Here is a 14,521-nt window from a genome sequence, read left to right on the forward strand (position 1 = left end):
CATGTTAACTGTATTGCGTTCAAACAAAAACGCCCAACACTGAAGCTGGGCGTCATTTTGGTCTTTGTGAGGTTTAGTTCGATTTATCTAAATGATGAACTTGCTCATCAAAACTTCTAGCAACTTTACCCGCTTGAGTGTTGTTAAACACTTGCTCGTTAAATTCGCCCTCTGATTTAGCAATAATTACAGTTGCTACGCAATCACCTGTGACGTTTACAGCAGTACGTACCATGTCGAGTAAGCGATCGACACCGATAATCAGGGCAATCCCTTCCACTGGCAAGCCAACTTGATTTAACACCATGGCCAGCATGATAAGTCCGACACCTGGAACACCCGCTGTACCAATTGATGCTAACGTGGCAGTCACAACGACAACGGCATAATCGGTTAGTGAGAGCTCAATGCCAAAAACCTGCGCAATAAACACAGTGGCAACGCCTTGCATGATTGCTGTGCCATCCATGTTAATCGTAGCGCCTAACGGTAGCGTAAAAGCGGCGATTTTATTATCGACACCTAATCTATGTTCAGACGCTTCTATGGTAATGGGTAAAGTGGCATTTGAACTGGCGGTTGAAAAAGCAAACAACTGCACATCGCGCATTTTACGAATGAATATTAAGGGGTTGAGGCCTGAGAAAAGTTTTAAAAGGATTGGATAAACGATAAACGCATGGACCAGTAATACACCTAAGACCACGAAGAAATATTGAACCACACTACCAAAGGTCTCTAAACCGAGTGTTAATGCAAGTTTTGCCATCAGCGCAAATACACCATAGGGCGCGAGTTGCATGATCAGTGTCACGACACGCATGATGACTTCATTTAAATCTTCAAACAACGCCGCAATACGTTTGCCGCGCTCACCAATATGGGCAATAGCAAAGCCAAAAATCACCGCAAAAATAATAATTTGCAGCATATTACCTTCGCTCAATGCCTGCATCGGATTGGTAGGCACTATGTTTATCAGCACATCAGCAAGACTTGGGGCTTCTTTTGCGACGTACTCCATTTTTTCTGACGCCAGTGAGGCGTTTCCAGGATGTATTAGGGCTGCGCTGACAATCGCAATCACTAAAGCAATGGCGGTCGTGAATAAATAGAAGGCGAGGGTTTTCCCCCCTAAGCGGCCTAATTTTGAAGGTTCACTCAGTGAGCAAGTTCCGCAAACTAATGAAATAAAGACTAAAGGAACGACTAACATTTTTAAGCTGGAGATGAAGATAGTACCGATAACATGCAAGAAACCTTCAGTTATATAATCTTTTACTAAATCGCTTTCTGGAAAGGCATTGCGGAGAATGAGGCCTAAAGCAATACCTGTTCCCATACCGATCAGAATTTTACTTGTAAGGCCGAGTTTATTTTTTATAGAAATTGCCATAGAGAGTCCTGTGTGTTTTTTATACATTCTATTTTTTGGCGCTCACAAGACTAGCAAGAAAATCGTGAAGATGAAATGACAATTAATGTTAAAGTATTTATCAGATTTGCGAAATAAAATAAGATAGTTATGGGAAAGTTGCGTGAAAATTGTGTAATGTTAGCCTATAAGTAATAAGCGTCTCGCTTAGGTATTATCATCAGAGTAACAGGGAGCCTGACAATGAAGTCAGCGTATAAGGTTTTTCTCGCAGGATTGTGTTCGCTTTTATTATTAGCATGTGGTGGTGGAGGCAGTATCTCTGATGATGGTTCCGGTACTCCGCCATCTGATAAATTTGTTGTTAAATTAGAATTAGTTAATTCAGATGGACAGGCAATAACAGATATTTCGAATGCTATCCCTGGAAAGTTGAATGCGACTTTAACTAAGAATGCGAGTGCTCTTGCTGGTGCGCGAATAGTCTTCAGTATAGATGGACAAGGAGCTCTAACTCCAGATAGTGGTGTCACTAATGCAGATGGTAAAGTGTTTATTAATGTCTTACCTGGAAACAAATTAGGTTCAGGTAAAATTACCGCCACTTACACATCTGCAAGTGGAAGCACAGTTACTGCCGATATTTCTTTCAATACCCAAGGCGATGGTGGTGATGCAGGTGATGGTCCTCAAGTGAGCCTGAAATTGACAGATATTGCTGGAAATTCAATTGATAGCATCACGTCGACAACACCTGGTGTATTAACGGCAACAGTTATAGGTTTGACTAAAGCTGCGATTGTTACCTTCGATACCACTATTGGAGATTTACCCGTCAAGACGGCCATCACAGATGCCAATGGTAAAGCAAGCGTTAACTTATATGCGGGAAGTACGCCTGGTGCTGGTACTGCAAAAGCATCATTAAATACTGGTGAAAACGGCGAACAGGTTTTTGTTGTTGGCGCTACCAACGTGTTAATGGGCAGCGGTTCTCCTTTCATCTCGGGTAAGGCTGATGTGAGTGCATTAACGCTTTCCGCTGGTGGTACTGCGACAATTTCAATTTTATTGCAAGATGATAAAGGTAATCCTTTCACTGAACCTGTAGATGTTCGTTTTGCTTCAACTTGTTCGAATAAAGCTACACCAGAAGCGATAATTAGCAGCCCCGTTACTGCCGTTGGCGGACAAGCAACGAGTACTTATCTTGCCAAAGGGTGTGCTGGTGTTGACAATATTACGGTGACCGCGGATGTGGGTGGTAAAAATCTGTCAGCTACAGGTAGCATCACAGTGATGTCGGCGAGTGCAGGGAGTGTCGTATTTGTTGATGCAATACCTGAAAATATTGGTATTAAAGGAACCGGAAGTGATGAAGCCTCCACATTACGTTTCAGAGTGTTAGATACCAATGGTAATCCTGTCGCAAATAAAAGTGTTAGTTTTAAATTAAATAATGACTCAGCAGGTTTAACATTAACACCTGATATTGCTACTTCAAATAATTTAGGTTACGTACAGACGGTCGTTAATTCTGGTACTGTGGCTGCAACTGTCAGAGTCACTGCAACGATAAATGGAACTAACCCAATAATTTCAAGCCAATCGAATGTGTTAGTTGTTTCAACGGGTAAACCGGATCAAGACAGTTTTTCTCTATCTGCGTCAGTGTTCAACGTTGAAGGTTGGAATTATGATGGTGCCAAGGTCACTATTACGGCTCGCTTAGCCGATGCCTTTAATAACCCTGTACCTAATGGAACAGCAGTGGTATTTACGGCTGAAGGCGGTTCGATAGAAAGTTCTTGTCAAACTCAAAAAGGGGTTTGTTCCGTTATTTGGACAAGTCAGCAACCCCGCCCTGTGGGTGTGAATGGCAATGGACCATTTTTTGATATAAATGGTAATCAGACTCAGGACCCCAATGCGCATTTGAAATCTGAAACTAATCTTGCTGGTGCATTATATAATGGTAACTATTTCGGTCAGCCTTATGGTGGCCGAGTAACGATTACTGCAACTGCAATCGGCGAAGAATCCTTTGCTGACTTAAATAGTAATAATATTCTTGACACTGATAGTGAGTTTAGTTTATTCGCTGGAACAGCTACGAACTGTGGTCGTGATAATAGTGGTGATTGTTATGATCTTACTGAGGCATTTGTTGATCACAATGAAGATGGTATATACACACCTGCTTATCTAAAGAATGGTTTAACAGATACATCAGGAGATCGTGAAACTTTCATAGACTTTATTGACCCAGTTAATCCAACTGGGCAAGGAGTATTTAATTTAGCCGATGGTGAGTATAGTGGTGTTCTGTGTAATAACTCAGCTGCAGCATCAGTAAAATGCAGTCCTCAAGCATCAATTTCTGTTCGCCGTTCATTAGTGTTAGTAATGTCGGGGAGTGTTGCGATAGCAACCCGTATAGAAAATGTTCTGATACAAGATAAAGCCGCCGGCAATCAACAGATTGATATAGGAATTAAAGGGACAGCTTTTGTAGCTTTTACTATTTCAGATATCAATAATCAGCAAATGCCAGCAGGCTCCGTTATTAATGTTAAAGCGTCAGGGGCTACAGTAACTAGCTCAACAAGTATTATTTGGCCAAGTACAAATTATAATGGTGGTCGTGAAGTTGACGTTAGTTTAAAAGGTGGTGATGAACCTGATTCTGGGAATTTAATTGTCACCGTTACTACACCAGGTATAAAAGGTGATAATGGGGATATCGCTGGAACGACAACCGAAGTTTTAAATATTCCAATTGTCGTGAATTAGTATCTAGTTAGTTTGTAAAACAAGGTGCCAACGGCACCTTGTTTTATATAAAAGCTAAATATCTGCCTAATTAACGCTGGAACTGATACACGCTACCTAGTTTCATAATCTGTGTCAGTTCATCCAGAGCTGTTCGAGATTCGATGATTAGCTGAGGGTCTGCAAGATCTTGGGTGGTTAATCTGTCTCGATAATGTTTGTCTATCCAAAGGTTTAAACGAGTAAATAAAGCATCATTCATCAGAGTGTGTTGATTTACCGCTGCGACTTCCACTTCATTCATGGCGACACGTAAACGAAGACAGGCAGGGCCGCCACCGTTTTGCATGCTTTGTTTTACGTCGAAATAAAGCACTTGCTTAATCGGCGTGTTTAACGTGAGTAATTCGTTCAAATAGGCAAATACCGCGGGATTTTCTTGGCAATCTGTTGGGGCAATAATCGCCATTTCACCGGATGGCAATGTAATAATTTGAGTATTGAATAAATAGCTTTTGACTGCGTCGTTAATTGCTACTTTCGCGGTGGGCACTTCAATGAAATACAGCTCAGTGTCGAGTTTACGTTTAATTTCATCGATCTTATTCTGGGTATTTAAGAAGGCTTGTTCGTGGTAGAACAGGACATTTTGATTACCTACTGCGATAACATCGTTATGGAATACACCTTGGTCAATTACATCAGGATTCTGTTGGATGAAGACGCAATTATCGTCTTCCAGCTGATGTAAGCGTGCGACTGCCATTGACGCTTCTAAGGTTTGTCTTGCTGGATATTTTTGCGGTTTAGGTGCGTTGGGATTGGTGGCTTCTTGTCCATAAACAAACAGCTCAACACCAGCATGGCCGTATTCATTGCAGAGACGAGTGTGGTTTGCGGCACCTTCATCACCGAAGCTATTATGCTCAGGTAAGTGACTATGGTGATGAAAATAGTGGGGATCACTGAAAGTTGCTGTTAATATGCGCCCCGTTGTCAAAGGCTCGATGCTGCGATGCAGTTTATCGACTAAATTTGCTGGGGTAAAATGCAGTTTGCCGTCACGTGTATCTGCACTTGGTGAGACGGTAGCGGCATTGGCTGTCCACATACTGGAAGCACTGCAACAGGCATTAAGTAATATGGGCGCTTCTTTTGCCGCTTGTTTTAATACATTAGCATCAGAGCCGGAAAATCCAATTCGGCGCAATGTATAGAGGTCTGGGCGCTCTTGAGGAGCTAATATTCCTTGAACCATGCCCATATCGGCTAGTGCTTTGGCTTTTTGGAGTCCTTGTTTTGCAGCAGCTTTGGGGTTGGAAACTAAGGCGGCATTGTTAAGTGAGGCGACATTGCCAAAAGACAACCCTGCGTAATTGTGTGTTGGTCCAACGAGTCCATCAAAATTCGCTTCAAAGTGCTTCATTGCTTATCCTTGTGATAGGGAAAGTTATTATTTGTTCATATGGTCCCTGAGGGAACCCAGTATACTGAAGCTTTTCGAGCGCACAAGCGGACGGTTTTGTGCTCAAAGCGACTTTTTCACGATAAATGCATAACTATTTCTTGCTTGCTGGCAAATAATGAAATATTAGTTTTTAATTACGCATATTATATTTTTACATTTTTTCAACTTTGATTAAAAAGTGACTCGCTGGTACATATAAAAGAGGGATTAACTTGAAACTATCAGTACAACCCTCTATATATGGTGCCAATTTCCACCTTCTTGAGATTTTTTGGCGCAAATTAAACTATGGGTAAATCGCTAGTTATTGTCGAATCACCGGCCAAAGCTAAGACTATTAATAAATATCTTGGCAAAGAATTCATCGTTAAATCGAGCGTAGGTCACATCCGTGATCTGCCGACATCATCGACTTCAGAAGGCAATGAAAAGGTTAAATCCGCTGCCGAAGTTAAGAAGATGTCGCCAGAAGAAAAAGCTCAATATAAAAAGGTGAAAGATCAGCAAGCGCTAGTGTCTCGTATGGGCGTAAACCCTGAAAAGGGCTGGGCGGCTAAGTACCAAATTTTGCCGGGTAAAGAAAAAGTCGTTAAAGAGTTACAGGCACTTGCCGATTCTGCTGACCAAATCTATCTCGCAACCGACTTAGACCGTGAGGGAGAAGCTATCGCCTGGCATTTGCAAGAGGTGATTGGTGGTGATCCTTCACGGTATCAACGTGTTGTTTTCAACGAAATTACTAAGTCTGCGATTCAAGATGCTTTTAGTAAACCGTCGACACTCGACACTAACATGGTTAATGCCCAACAAGCCCGCCGCTTCTTAGATAGAGTTGTCGGTTTTATGGTGTCGCCGCTGCTGTGGAAAAAAGTTGCTCGCGGTTTATCCGCTGGGCGAGTGCAGTCGGTTGCCGTGCGTTTAGTGGTTGAACGCGAAAGCGAAATCAAAGCCTTTGTGCCTGAAGAATTTTGGGATGTACACGCAGAGCTCAATACGCCCGCTCAGGAAGCTTTGCGGATGGAAGTGGTTAAGCATCTAGATGCTGCCTTCAATCCTATCAATGAACAGCAAGCGATGGCTGCGGTTCAAGCGTTATCTGCGGCAAGTTTTACTGTGCTGGCTCGCGAAGATAAAGCGACTCAAAGTAAACCATCGGCTCCCTTTATTACGTCGACACTGCAACAGGCCGCGAGTACACGCTTAGGTTTCGGTGTGAAGAAGACCATGATGATGGCGCAGCGACTTTACGAAGCCGGTCATATCACTTATATGCGTACCGACTCGACCAATTTGAGTCAAGAAGCCGTTGAAAACCTGCGTGATATGATTGCTAAAGAGTTTGGTGATAAATATCTACCCGCTGAACCCATTCGTTATGGTTCTAAGGAAGGCGCACAAGAGGCTCACGAAGCGATTCGTCCATCGAACGTTCAAGTGCAAGCAGCGACCTTATCTGACATGGAACGTGACGCTCAGCGCTTATATGAGCTTATTTGGCGCCAGTTTGTCTCATGTCAAATGACACCTGCACAATATGATGCCACTAAGTTGACCGTAAAAGCGGGCGATTATGAGCTCAAAGCTACGGGACGTACCTTACGTTTTGATGGTTGGACTCGCGTACAAACAGCGCTTAAGAAGAAAAACGAAGAAGACAATACGTTACCATTCGTGGCACAGGGCGATGTATTAGCATTAAAAGAATTGCAGCCTAAACAACATTTTACTAAGCCGCCAGCACGATACAGCGAAGCTTCTTTAGTAAAAGAATTAGAAAAACGCGGTATTGGCCGCCCATCAACCTACGCAACCATCATTTCAACGATTCAAGATCGTGGTTATGTAAAAGTAGAAAATCGTCGTTTCTATGCCGAAAAAATGGGTGAAATTGTCAGCGAACGATTGGTGAGCAGTTTTGCTGATTTGATGAGCTATGACTTTACCGCCAGCATGGAGCAAACATTAGATGATGTGGCTCGGGGCGAGTTAGACTGGAAAAAAGTACTCGATGGTTTCTATGCTGACTTTACTAAGCAATTAGAAAAAGCGGAGCTGGATCCTGAAGAAGGTGGCATGCGTCTTAACCAAATGGTGATGACGGATATCAAGTGCCCAACTTGTGGTCGTCCTATGGGGATCCGCACTGGAACGACTGGTGTTTTCCTTGGTTGCTCTGGTTATGAATTACCCCCTAAAGAACGCTGTAAGACGACGATGAACCTCACGCCTGGCGTTGAGGCGATTAGCGAAAACAGTGAAGATGCCGAAACAGATGCACTGCGTGCGAAGCACCGTTGTAGTATTTGTGGCACGGCAATGGACAGTTATCTGATCGATGAGAAGCGTAAGTTACACGTCTGCGGTAACAATCCAATCTGTGAAGGCTATGAAGTCGAAGAAGGCCAATTCAAGATCAAAGGCTATGAAGGTCCACTGATTGAGTGTGATCGCTGTGGTCACGATATGGAACTGAAAAATGGTCGTTTTGGTAAGTACTTTGGCTGTACCAATGAAGAGTGTAAGAATACCCGTAAATTACTGAAAAATGGTGAGGCGGCGCCGCCAAAAGAAGATCCTATTTATTTACCCGAACTTAAATGCAGTAAATCGGATGCCCATTTCGTATTACGTGATGGTGCGGCGGGTATCTTCTTAGCGGCTAGTACTTTCCCTAAATCACGTGAAACCCGTGCGCCTCTGGTTGAGGAGCTGGTTCAATACCGTGACCTGCTATGGCCTAAGTATCAGTATTTAGCGGATGCGCCAGTCACTGATGATGAAGGCAATAAGGCTGCGGTGAAGTTTAGCCGTAAGACGAAAGAGCAATACGTTGCGACTGAAGTCGATGGCAAAGCCACGGGTTGGTCTGCGCATTACGTCAATGGGAAGTGGGTGAGTGAATCTACCAAGAAGGCCAAGAAAGGCGCATAGTGACTGATTAAGCTAGCTTAACGCTAATAGAACAACAAAAAGCCAAGTCAAATATGACTTGGCTTTTTGTTTGTGTGTTTTCGATATTAATTTGTTGCTATAGATAATAATTCAAACATGTTGAGTACTTTACACCTGCAGATACAAACTGACTCACAATGACGCGGTAGCATGAGTGGCAAATGTGTCGCTAATTCAATTTAACGGTAAGCAAATAGAGACTGATCACCATTTCTTTTTAGGTTGAAACAGCATATCGATATCATCTTCTTCATTTTTAGGTCTAGGCGCACTGGGTTCAGATTGTTTCTGTGCCCCCATAATTTCATCAAGTAATTGTTTAGCCTCATCGACTTTACGCCCAATGAAGGGATCATTAGGCGTTTGTGCCTTAATGGCGTGTAATGTTGATAGGGCTTTGGTTACCATTTGTTTTGATGAGCCATATTGCTTCATAAAACTGGCCGCGCGGGCACGAGAAAGCATAGAATCGACATTAATTCTGAGCTGTAAACTGTCGATGCGGCTTTCTTCTTGAGCAAAAATGCTCGGATCGACTTTACCTTTATTATGCTCGGCTCTGAGTATCGCCTTTAATTTTTTTAAGGTTTGAACAAGCGCTAAAATTTGTTTGTCATTATCGGGTAGTCTGAAATTCTCAATTGGAGGAGTTTGAGGTTGTCCAGACTGTAAGCTTGTTATTTGATTATTAATATCGGCTAAGCGACGTTGGTAGTCCGACTGTTGTTGGCCATTACTGATCGCTGTTGCAGACTGCAAGGCATCTTGTACACGCCGGTACAAAACCAACACTATATTCGTGCTACAAGGCATCATTCCTGTGTTTGATAACACAGTTTCAGTTTCATCGATAATTGCTCTTTGACGGGCAAATTCAATGCGACGCTCAGCCTCTACACGTTCTTTTTGTTGCTGTAATACGTTAATTCCGATAACAAGCAGTAAAAGCGCACCGATGAGGATCAGAACCAAGGTGAATGACATAGATGTTCCATTATTTATCCAATTGAGCTAATGCTACAATAAATCAATAAACTAGCATAGTTATCTTAGCCTAGGTTATCATTTCTGTCGTATGAATCTGTAGACTTGTGCTCTATATTCCTATTTGCTTTAATTTTTACTATATACTATAACGATTGATTATAGCTGAGAGTGCTTTGAGGGCTCAGTTGTTAATGGCATTTTGCGTGTTTGAGACAAGGAAATAAGATGAAACTGCAACAACTCAGGTATATTGCTGAGGTCGTAAAACATAACCTCAATGTATCGGCGACAGCTGAAAACTTGTATACCTCTCAACCCGGGATCAGTAAACAAGTTCGTATGCTTGAAGATGAGTTGGGGATCCAAATATTTGGTCGCAGCGGTAAGCATTTAACCCATGTCACACCTGCGGGTTTGCAAGTGATCAGCATTGCCAATGATATTTTAGGTAAAGTTGAAAGTATCAAAAAAGTGTCTGAAGAATATACTAAGCCAGATCAAGGTGAGTTAAATATTTCCACAACAGATACTCAGGCACGCTATGCATTACCGACGATAATTCGTCAGTTTATTGATCGCTATCCTAAAGTGAACTTGCATATGCACCAAGGGACACCGTCGCAGATCAGCGAACAGGCAGCTCGCGGTGATGCAGATTTTGCCATTGCGACCGAAGCAATGCATTTATATTCAGATCTGATAATGTTGCCTTGTTACCACTGGAACCGCTCTATCGTTGTGCCCAAAGACCATCCTCTTGCGACCCGCAATCAAGGCAACTTGATTAGTATCGAAGATTTAGCCCGTTTCCCCTTAGTGACCTATGTCTTTGGTTTTGACCGTGCTTCTGAAATTGAAAAAGCGTTCAATCGGGCCAATTTAGAGCCGCGTGTTGTCTTTAGTGCGACCAGTGCCGATGTGCTTAAAACCTATGTTCGTTTAGGATTAGGTGTGGGCGTCATCGCGTCTATGGCCATTGATCCAAATGTTGATAAAGATTTAGTCGCTATTGATGCTGGTCATTTGTTTGCCCACAGTACGACTAAAATTGGTTTTAGGAAGGGCAGTTTCTTGCGCAGTTATATGTATGATTTTATTCAGCACTTTGCGCCGCATTTAACCCGTGATGTGGTGGAGAAAGCTGTAGCATTACGGGATCAACAGCTCATAGATGAAATGTTTGCCGATAAAAATCTGCCAATGCGTTAACTTGGATGATTTACAAACATAAAAATGCCGCTAATAAAAGCGGCATTTTTATGGGTTTAGCGATTAAGATAAATCGACTTTATCCATCTCGAGTTGCGCAAGGGCAATAACTGCTTGAGTGCGGTTACGAACGCCAAGTTTTCTAAATATGGCGGTAGCGTGCGCCTTGATGGTCGCCTCAGATACGCCAAGATCGTAGGCTATTTGTTTATTTAATAAACCTTCGGCAAACATCTGCAACACTTTATATTGTTGCGGCGTGAGATCGGATAACTTGCTGGCCATTTTATCAATGGCATCGTCATTGATAGCAATAATCTCAGTGCCTTTAGGCAACCAAATATCACCGAATAACACCGCACTTAGCGCCTCTTTTAGGGTTTCCATTGAAGCTGATTTAGGGATAAAACCACTGCTGCCATAATGAATCGCACGGCTAATGGTATTGATATCCTCGTGGGCTGAAATCACCACAACGGGTAACTCAGGATAATGTGAGCGTAGGTGGATAAGTGTGGAGTAGCCGTGGGACCCCGGCATCTGCAGATCTAACAGTACAAGATCGTAATCGACGCTTCGAACATCCAATACAGATTGCAGTGCGTCAGCACTGTCGGCTTCAAACCACTGTGCATGCTCGAAAGCGCTGGTCAGCGCTTGACGTAGTGCATTTCTGAACAATGGATGATCGTCTGCGATAATAATATTTAAGTTTTCTAGCTTCATGGCTTTTATGATTATGTTCGGTGCGCGTGAAGATTGAACTCAATGTAACAGAAAAGTAATCAAGGATCCTATTGCTTTATTCAGGAATAAGGACAAAATTTTGATATGTTTCTGGTTGTTAGACTTTGGTCGGTGTTTTACAGGGAAAAAGATGGACAGTATAGTTTCAATTGAAAGCCCGAAAGTACGGGCTAACCTATACTTTAAAATCGTCTAAAAACTACCCATATGTCCACACTTTTGTGGGATTTCGTTGTTCGTCAACCGCAACAAAGGTGAACACACCACGTATGGCATGCTCTCGATGGTCTTGATACATGTCTTCGACATAGATGTTGACTTCAACTTTTAATGACGTATTACCTACATGGATCACACGAGCGATGAGTTCTGCTAGTGTGCCAGCTGGGATAGGCTTTTTAAAATCAATTCTATCGGAACTCACTGTGACTAAGGTTTTACGGCAGAAACGAGTTGCCGCAATAAAGGCTGTTTCATCCATCCACGCTAAAGCTTCACCACCAAATAACGTATTGTGATGGTTGGTGATTGAGGGAAATACTGCTTTAATCACACGCGCTTCTGAGGAATCAATTCGAGTTTGAATCGCGTCAGGAAAAGGTGTTTCAGCGGCTTCGATTCGTGAGGTGTTTTCGGTGTTTGTGGACATGGGGGTAAGCGACATACAGCAACCTAAGGTAATGCAGCAAAATAAGCTCGAATTATAAAGATTTATGGTGGTTAAAGATAGAAAACTACAGGCTTTAAGGTGCAGTAGGCATATGACTGAGGATAATGTCATGCTTCCAATAAAAAACCGAAATGAGATCGGTTTTTTATTGGACGATTTATTTTACTTCAGATTTATTTGGTTAACAGTGCTTTTCTTTCGCGGGAAGCCGCTGCGAGCTTACGTAGCAGGATTTCAGAGTCATCCCAATGCAAGCAAGCGTCGGTGATACTTTGGCCATAACAGAGTGGCTGGCCTTCAACGACTTTTTGATTACCTTCTTGTAAGAAGCTTTCAGCCATAATACCTGCGATGGCAGTGCTGCCAGCACGCATTTGAGTCATAATTTCATCGGCGACCATCAGCTGTTTGAGATGGTTCTTCTCACTGTTTCCGTGGCTGAAATCGATAACCATACGTTGAGTTACCCCAACAGATGCGAGCTGTTGACGCGCTTCTTCGATATCTTGTGCGTGATAATTAGGTTTTTTGCCACCACGTAGGATGATATGGCCAAACGGGTTGCCGTGGGTGCGATAGACCGCCATAGCGCCATCTTTATCCGGTGAATAGAAAACATGCGGTACTTGTGCGGCACGCACTGCATCAACGGCAATATTGATGTTCCCATCAGTACCATTTTTAAAACCAACAGGGCAGGACAGTGCTGAAGCCATTTCACGGTGGACTTGGCTTTCCGTGGTGCGGGCACCAATCGCACCCCAAGTGATGAGATCCGCTATGTACTGACCGTTCACCATATCCAAAAATTCGGTGGCGATAGGCAATTTTAATTCAGTGATTTGTTGCAGCAATTCGCGGGCAATGCGTAAACCTTTGTTTGGTTCGAAACTGCCATCGAGATCGGGATCTGAAATTAATCCTTTCCAACCGACAATTGTGCGGGGTTTTTCAAAATAGACGCGCATTAAGATACACAAGTCATCTTTCAATTCTTGGTGTAACGCGGCCAAGCGTTGAGCATAATCTAATGCCGCTTTAGTATCGTGGATTGAACATGGGCCTATGATCACCAATAGACGTTGGTCTTCACCCATAATGATGGCTTCGACTTCACGACGTTGCTGAACCAGATAATCGGCTGCATCTTGAGTTAATGGGAACTCAGATGCCAGTTGCGCAGGTGAGATGACTTTTGCTAATAAGGAAGTGCGTAGTTCGTCTGTTTTTATGGTCATTCAAAATACCGAGCTTGCGTGCGGCGCTTTTCGCCAGATTGCCTCGGATTATAACGAATCGAACCGAGTTGCACAGTGCCAATTGCGTTAATTGTCGGCAACTGTGCAATGAATTTGATTTAAGTTAGTTTCTTTTAGACTAAATTCACTCGGTTTCTTTTGCTGATTTTGGCTTATTAGGCTTAGAACATATGCCGTTCTAGGCCCGTGACATCTAATATTTTAGTGGCAATTTCTTCCACGGAATGATTAGTGGTGTCTATGTAAGGAATGCGTTCTCGTTTAAACAGCATTTCAACTTCTTTGACTTCTAAGCGGCACTGTTTGAGCGATGAGTAGCGGCTATTCTCCATTCGACTCTGACGGATTTCATGTAAACGCACGGGATCAATCGTTAAACCAAACAGTTTTTTCTTATTGCGTTTCAGCGCTTCAGGTAACTTAAGGTTATCCATATCATCTTCGGTGAAAGGGTAGTTTGCCGCTTTTATACCGAACTGCATTGATAAATACAGGCTCGATGGCGTTTTGCCACAGCGAGAGACCCCAAGTAAAACCAGATCGGCTTGATCCATATGTTTCATGGTCTGGCCATCATCATTATCCATGGCGAAATTAATGGCATCAATACGCGCTTCATAGCCGTGATTCGCTTTTCCATGGGTTCTATGTACAACTGGAGAGGCAGAAACACCTAAATGTTGTTCGAGTGGGGCCACAAAAGTATTCAAAAAATCATAATCAACCCCTTCACTCGAGTAGATGATGTCGCGGATCTCGGCTTTTACGATGGAATGGAATACTAACGGCCGCTCACCTGTTGTAATAAAACAATCATTAATTTGTCGCTTAACTTGCTCCGCTTTCGTCAATGTTTCGACAAATGGAATCGTAAGTGACTCAAATTCTAATGGAAATTGCGAGAGAACCGCATGACCAAAAACTTCAGCTGTGATCGCTGTCCCGTCGGAGATATAGAATACTTTTGGTGCCATACTGACCTCTTGTAGTAATAAAATTACAAATAAAATTATAGATTTACGCGTGTTCGACAGGAGTGTAAAATGCCGCTGCCCTCGTGTGAAGGGGCCACTGAAATAAAC

Annotated in this window: 10 protein-coding genes; 3 read left to right on the forward strand and 7 right to left on the reverse strand. The window is 42.9% G+C overall.

Annotated features, from left to right (window positions below):
- Positions 1-73: 73 nt before the first annotated feature.
- Positions 74-1,396, reverse strand: a complete 1,323-nt coding sequence (locus HGO26_RS11985; protein WP_168825393.1) for a dicarboxylate/amino acid:cation symporter — start codon at positions 1,394-1,396, stop codon at positions 74-76.
- Between the two features lie 222 nt (positions 1,397-1,618).
- On the opposite strand from HGO26_RS11985, the gene HGO26_RS11990 reads away from it, so the two are divergent.
- On the forward strand, positions 1,619-4,168 hold the full coding sequence (locus HGO26_RS11990) for an Ig-like domain-containing protein (RefSeq protein ID WP_168825395.1): 2,550 nt from the start codon (positions 1,619-1,621) through the stop codon (positions 4,166-4,168).
- Between the two features lie 70 nt (positions 4,169-4,238).
- Here the strand turns inward: HGO26_RS11990 and astB are convergent, their stop codons facing one another.
- A complete protein-coding gene (gene astB, locus HGO26_RS11995) occupies positions 4,239-5,573 on the reverse strand; it encodes an N-succinylarginine dihydrolase (protein ID WP_168825398.1) in 1,335 nt (444 codons plus the stop codon).
- A gap of 330 nt (positions 5,574-5,903) precedes the next feature.
- Here astB and topA point away from each other — a divergent pair, with 330 nt between their 5' ends.
- The gene (gene topA, locus HGO26_RS12000) at positions 5,904-8,546 is read left to right on the forward strand and encodes a type I DNA topoisomerase (protein WP_113940531.1); all 2,643 of its coding nucleotides are present in this window, start codon (positions 5,904-5,906) and stop codon (positions 8,544-8,546) included.
- 225 nt (positions 8,547-8,771) lie between these two features.
- Here the strand turns inward: topA and zomB are convergent, their stop codons facing one another.
- Positions 8,772-9,551 (reverse strand): flagellar motor control protein ZomB, encoded by a 780-nt coding sequence (gene zomB, locus HGO26_RS12005; protein WP_028759720.1) that lies wholly within the window; start codon positions 9,549-9,551, stop codon positions 8,772-8,774.
- A gap of 228 nt (positions 9,552-9,779) precedes the next feature.
- Between zomB and cysB the strand changes: the two genes are divergently transcribed.
- The gene (gene cysB, locus HGO26_RS12010; RefSeq protein ID WP_168825399.1) at positions 9,780-10,763 is read left to right on the forward strand and encodes an HTH-type transcriptional regulator CysB; all 984 of its coding nucleotides are present in this window, start codon (positions 9,780-9,782) and stop codon (positions 10,761-10,763) included.
- 63 nt (positions 10,764-10,826) lie between these two features.
- Here cysB and HGO26_RS12015 read toward each other — a convergent pair whose 3' ends face one another.
- From HGO26_RS12015 to ppsR, 4 genes are all read right to left on the reverse strand, one after another.
- Positions 10,827-11,489 carry a response regulator transcription factor gene (locus tag HGO26_RS12015; RefSeq protein WP_028759722.1) on the reverse strand — a complete coding sequence of 221 codons (663 nt, stop codon included), beginning with the start codon at positions 11,487-11,489 and terminating at the stop codon, positions 10,827-10,829.
- A 220-nt stretch (positions 11,490-11,709) separates the two neighbouring features.
- A complete protein-coding gene (locus HGO26_RS12020) occupies positions 11,710-12,174 on the reverse strand; it encodes an acyl-CoA thioesterase (RefSeq protein WP_168825401.1) in 465 nt (154 codons plus the stop codon).
- 179 nt (positions 12,175-12,353) lie between these two features.
- The gene (locus HGO26_RS12025; protein WP_028759724.1) at positions 12,354-13,418 is read right to left on the reverse strand and encodes a 3-deoxy-7-phosphoheptulonate synthase; all 1,065 of its coding nucleotides are present in this window, start codon (positions 13,416-13,418) and stop codon (positions 12,354-12,356) included.
- A 182-nt stretch (positions 13,419-13,600) separates the two neighbouring features.
- Positions 13,601-14,413: a posphoenolpyruvate synthetase regulatory kinase/phosphorylase PpsR gene (gene ppsR / locus HGO26_RS12030; protein WP_028759725.1), complete on the reverse strand. Its 813-nt coding sequence runs from the start codon at positions 14,411-14,413 to the stop codon at positions 13,601-13,603.
- Positions 14,414-14,521 lie beyond the last annotated feature (108 nt).

The sequence above is a fragment of the Shewanella oncorhynchi genome (assembly GCF_012584455.1).
Lineage (GTDB): Bacteria > Pseudomonadota > Gammaproteobacteria > Enterobacterales > Shewanellaceae > Shewanella > Shewanella oncorhynchi.

Coding starts and splice junctions, on each gene's coding strand:
- HGO26_RS11985 (WP_168825393.1), bottom strand. CDS start 1,396: ATGGCAATTTCTATAAAAAATAAACTCGGCCTTACAAGTAAAATTCTG.
- HGO26_RS11990 (WP_168825395.1), top strand. CDS start 1,619: ATGAAGTCAGCGTATAAGGTTTTTCTCGCAGGATTGTGTTCGCTTTTA.
- astB (WP_168825398.1), bottom strand. CDS start 5,573: ATGAAGCACTTTGAAGCGAATTTTGATGGACTCGTTGGACCAACACAC.
- topA (WP_113940531.1), top strand. CDS start 5,904: ATGGGTAAATCGCTAGTTATTGTCGAATCACCGGCCAAAGCTAAGACT.
- zomB (WP_028759720.1), bottom strand. CDS start 9,551: ATGTCATTCACCTTGGTTCTGATCCTCATCGGTGCGCTTTTACTGCTT.
- cysB (WP_168825399.1), top strand. CDS start 9,780: ATGAAACTGCAACAACTCAGGTATATTGCTGAGGTCGTAAAACATAAC.
- HGO26_RS12015 (WP_028759722.1), bottom strand. CDS start 11,489: ATGAAGCTAGAAAACTTAAATATTATTATCGCAGACGATCATCCATTG.
- HGO26_RS12020 (WP_168825401.1), bottom strand. CDS start 12,174: ATGTCGCTTACCCCCATGTCCACAAACACCGAAAACACCTCACGAATC.
- HGO26_RS12025 (WP_028759724.1), bottom strand. CDS start 13,418: ATGACCATAAAAACAGACGAACTACGCACTTCCTTATTAGCAAAAGTC.
- ppsR (WP_028759725.1), bottom strand. CDS start 14,413: ATGGCACCAAAAGTATTCTATATCTCCGACGGGACAGCGATCACAGCT.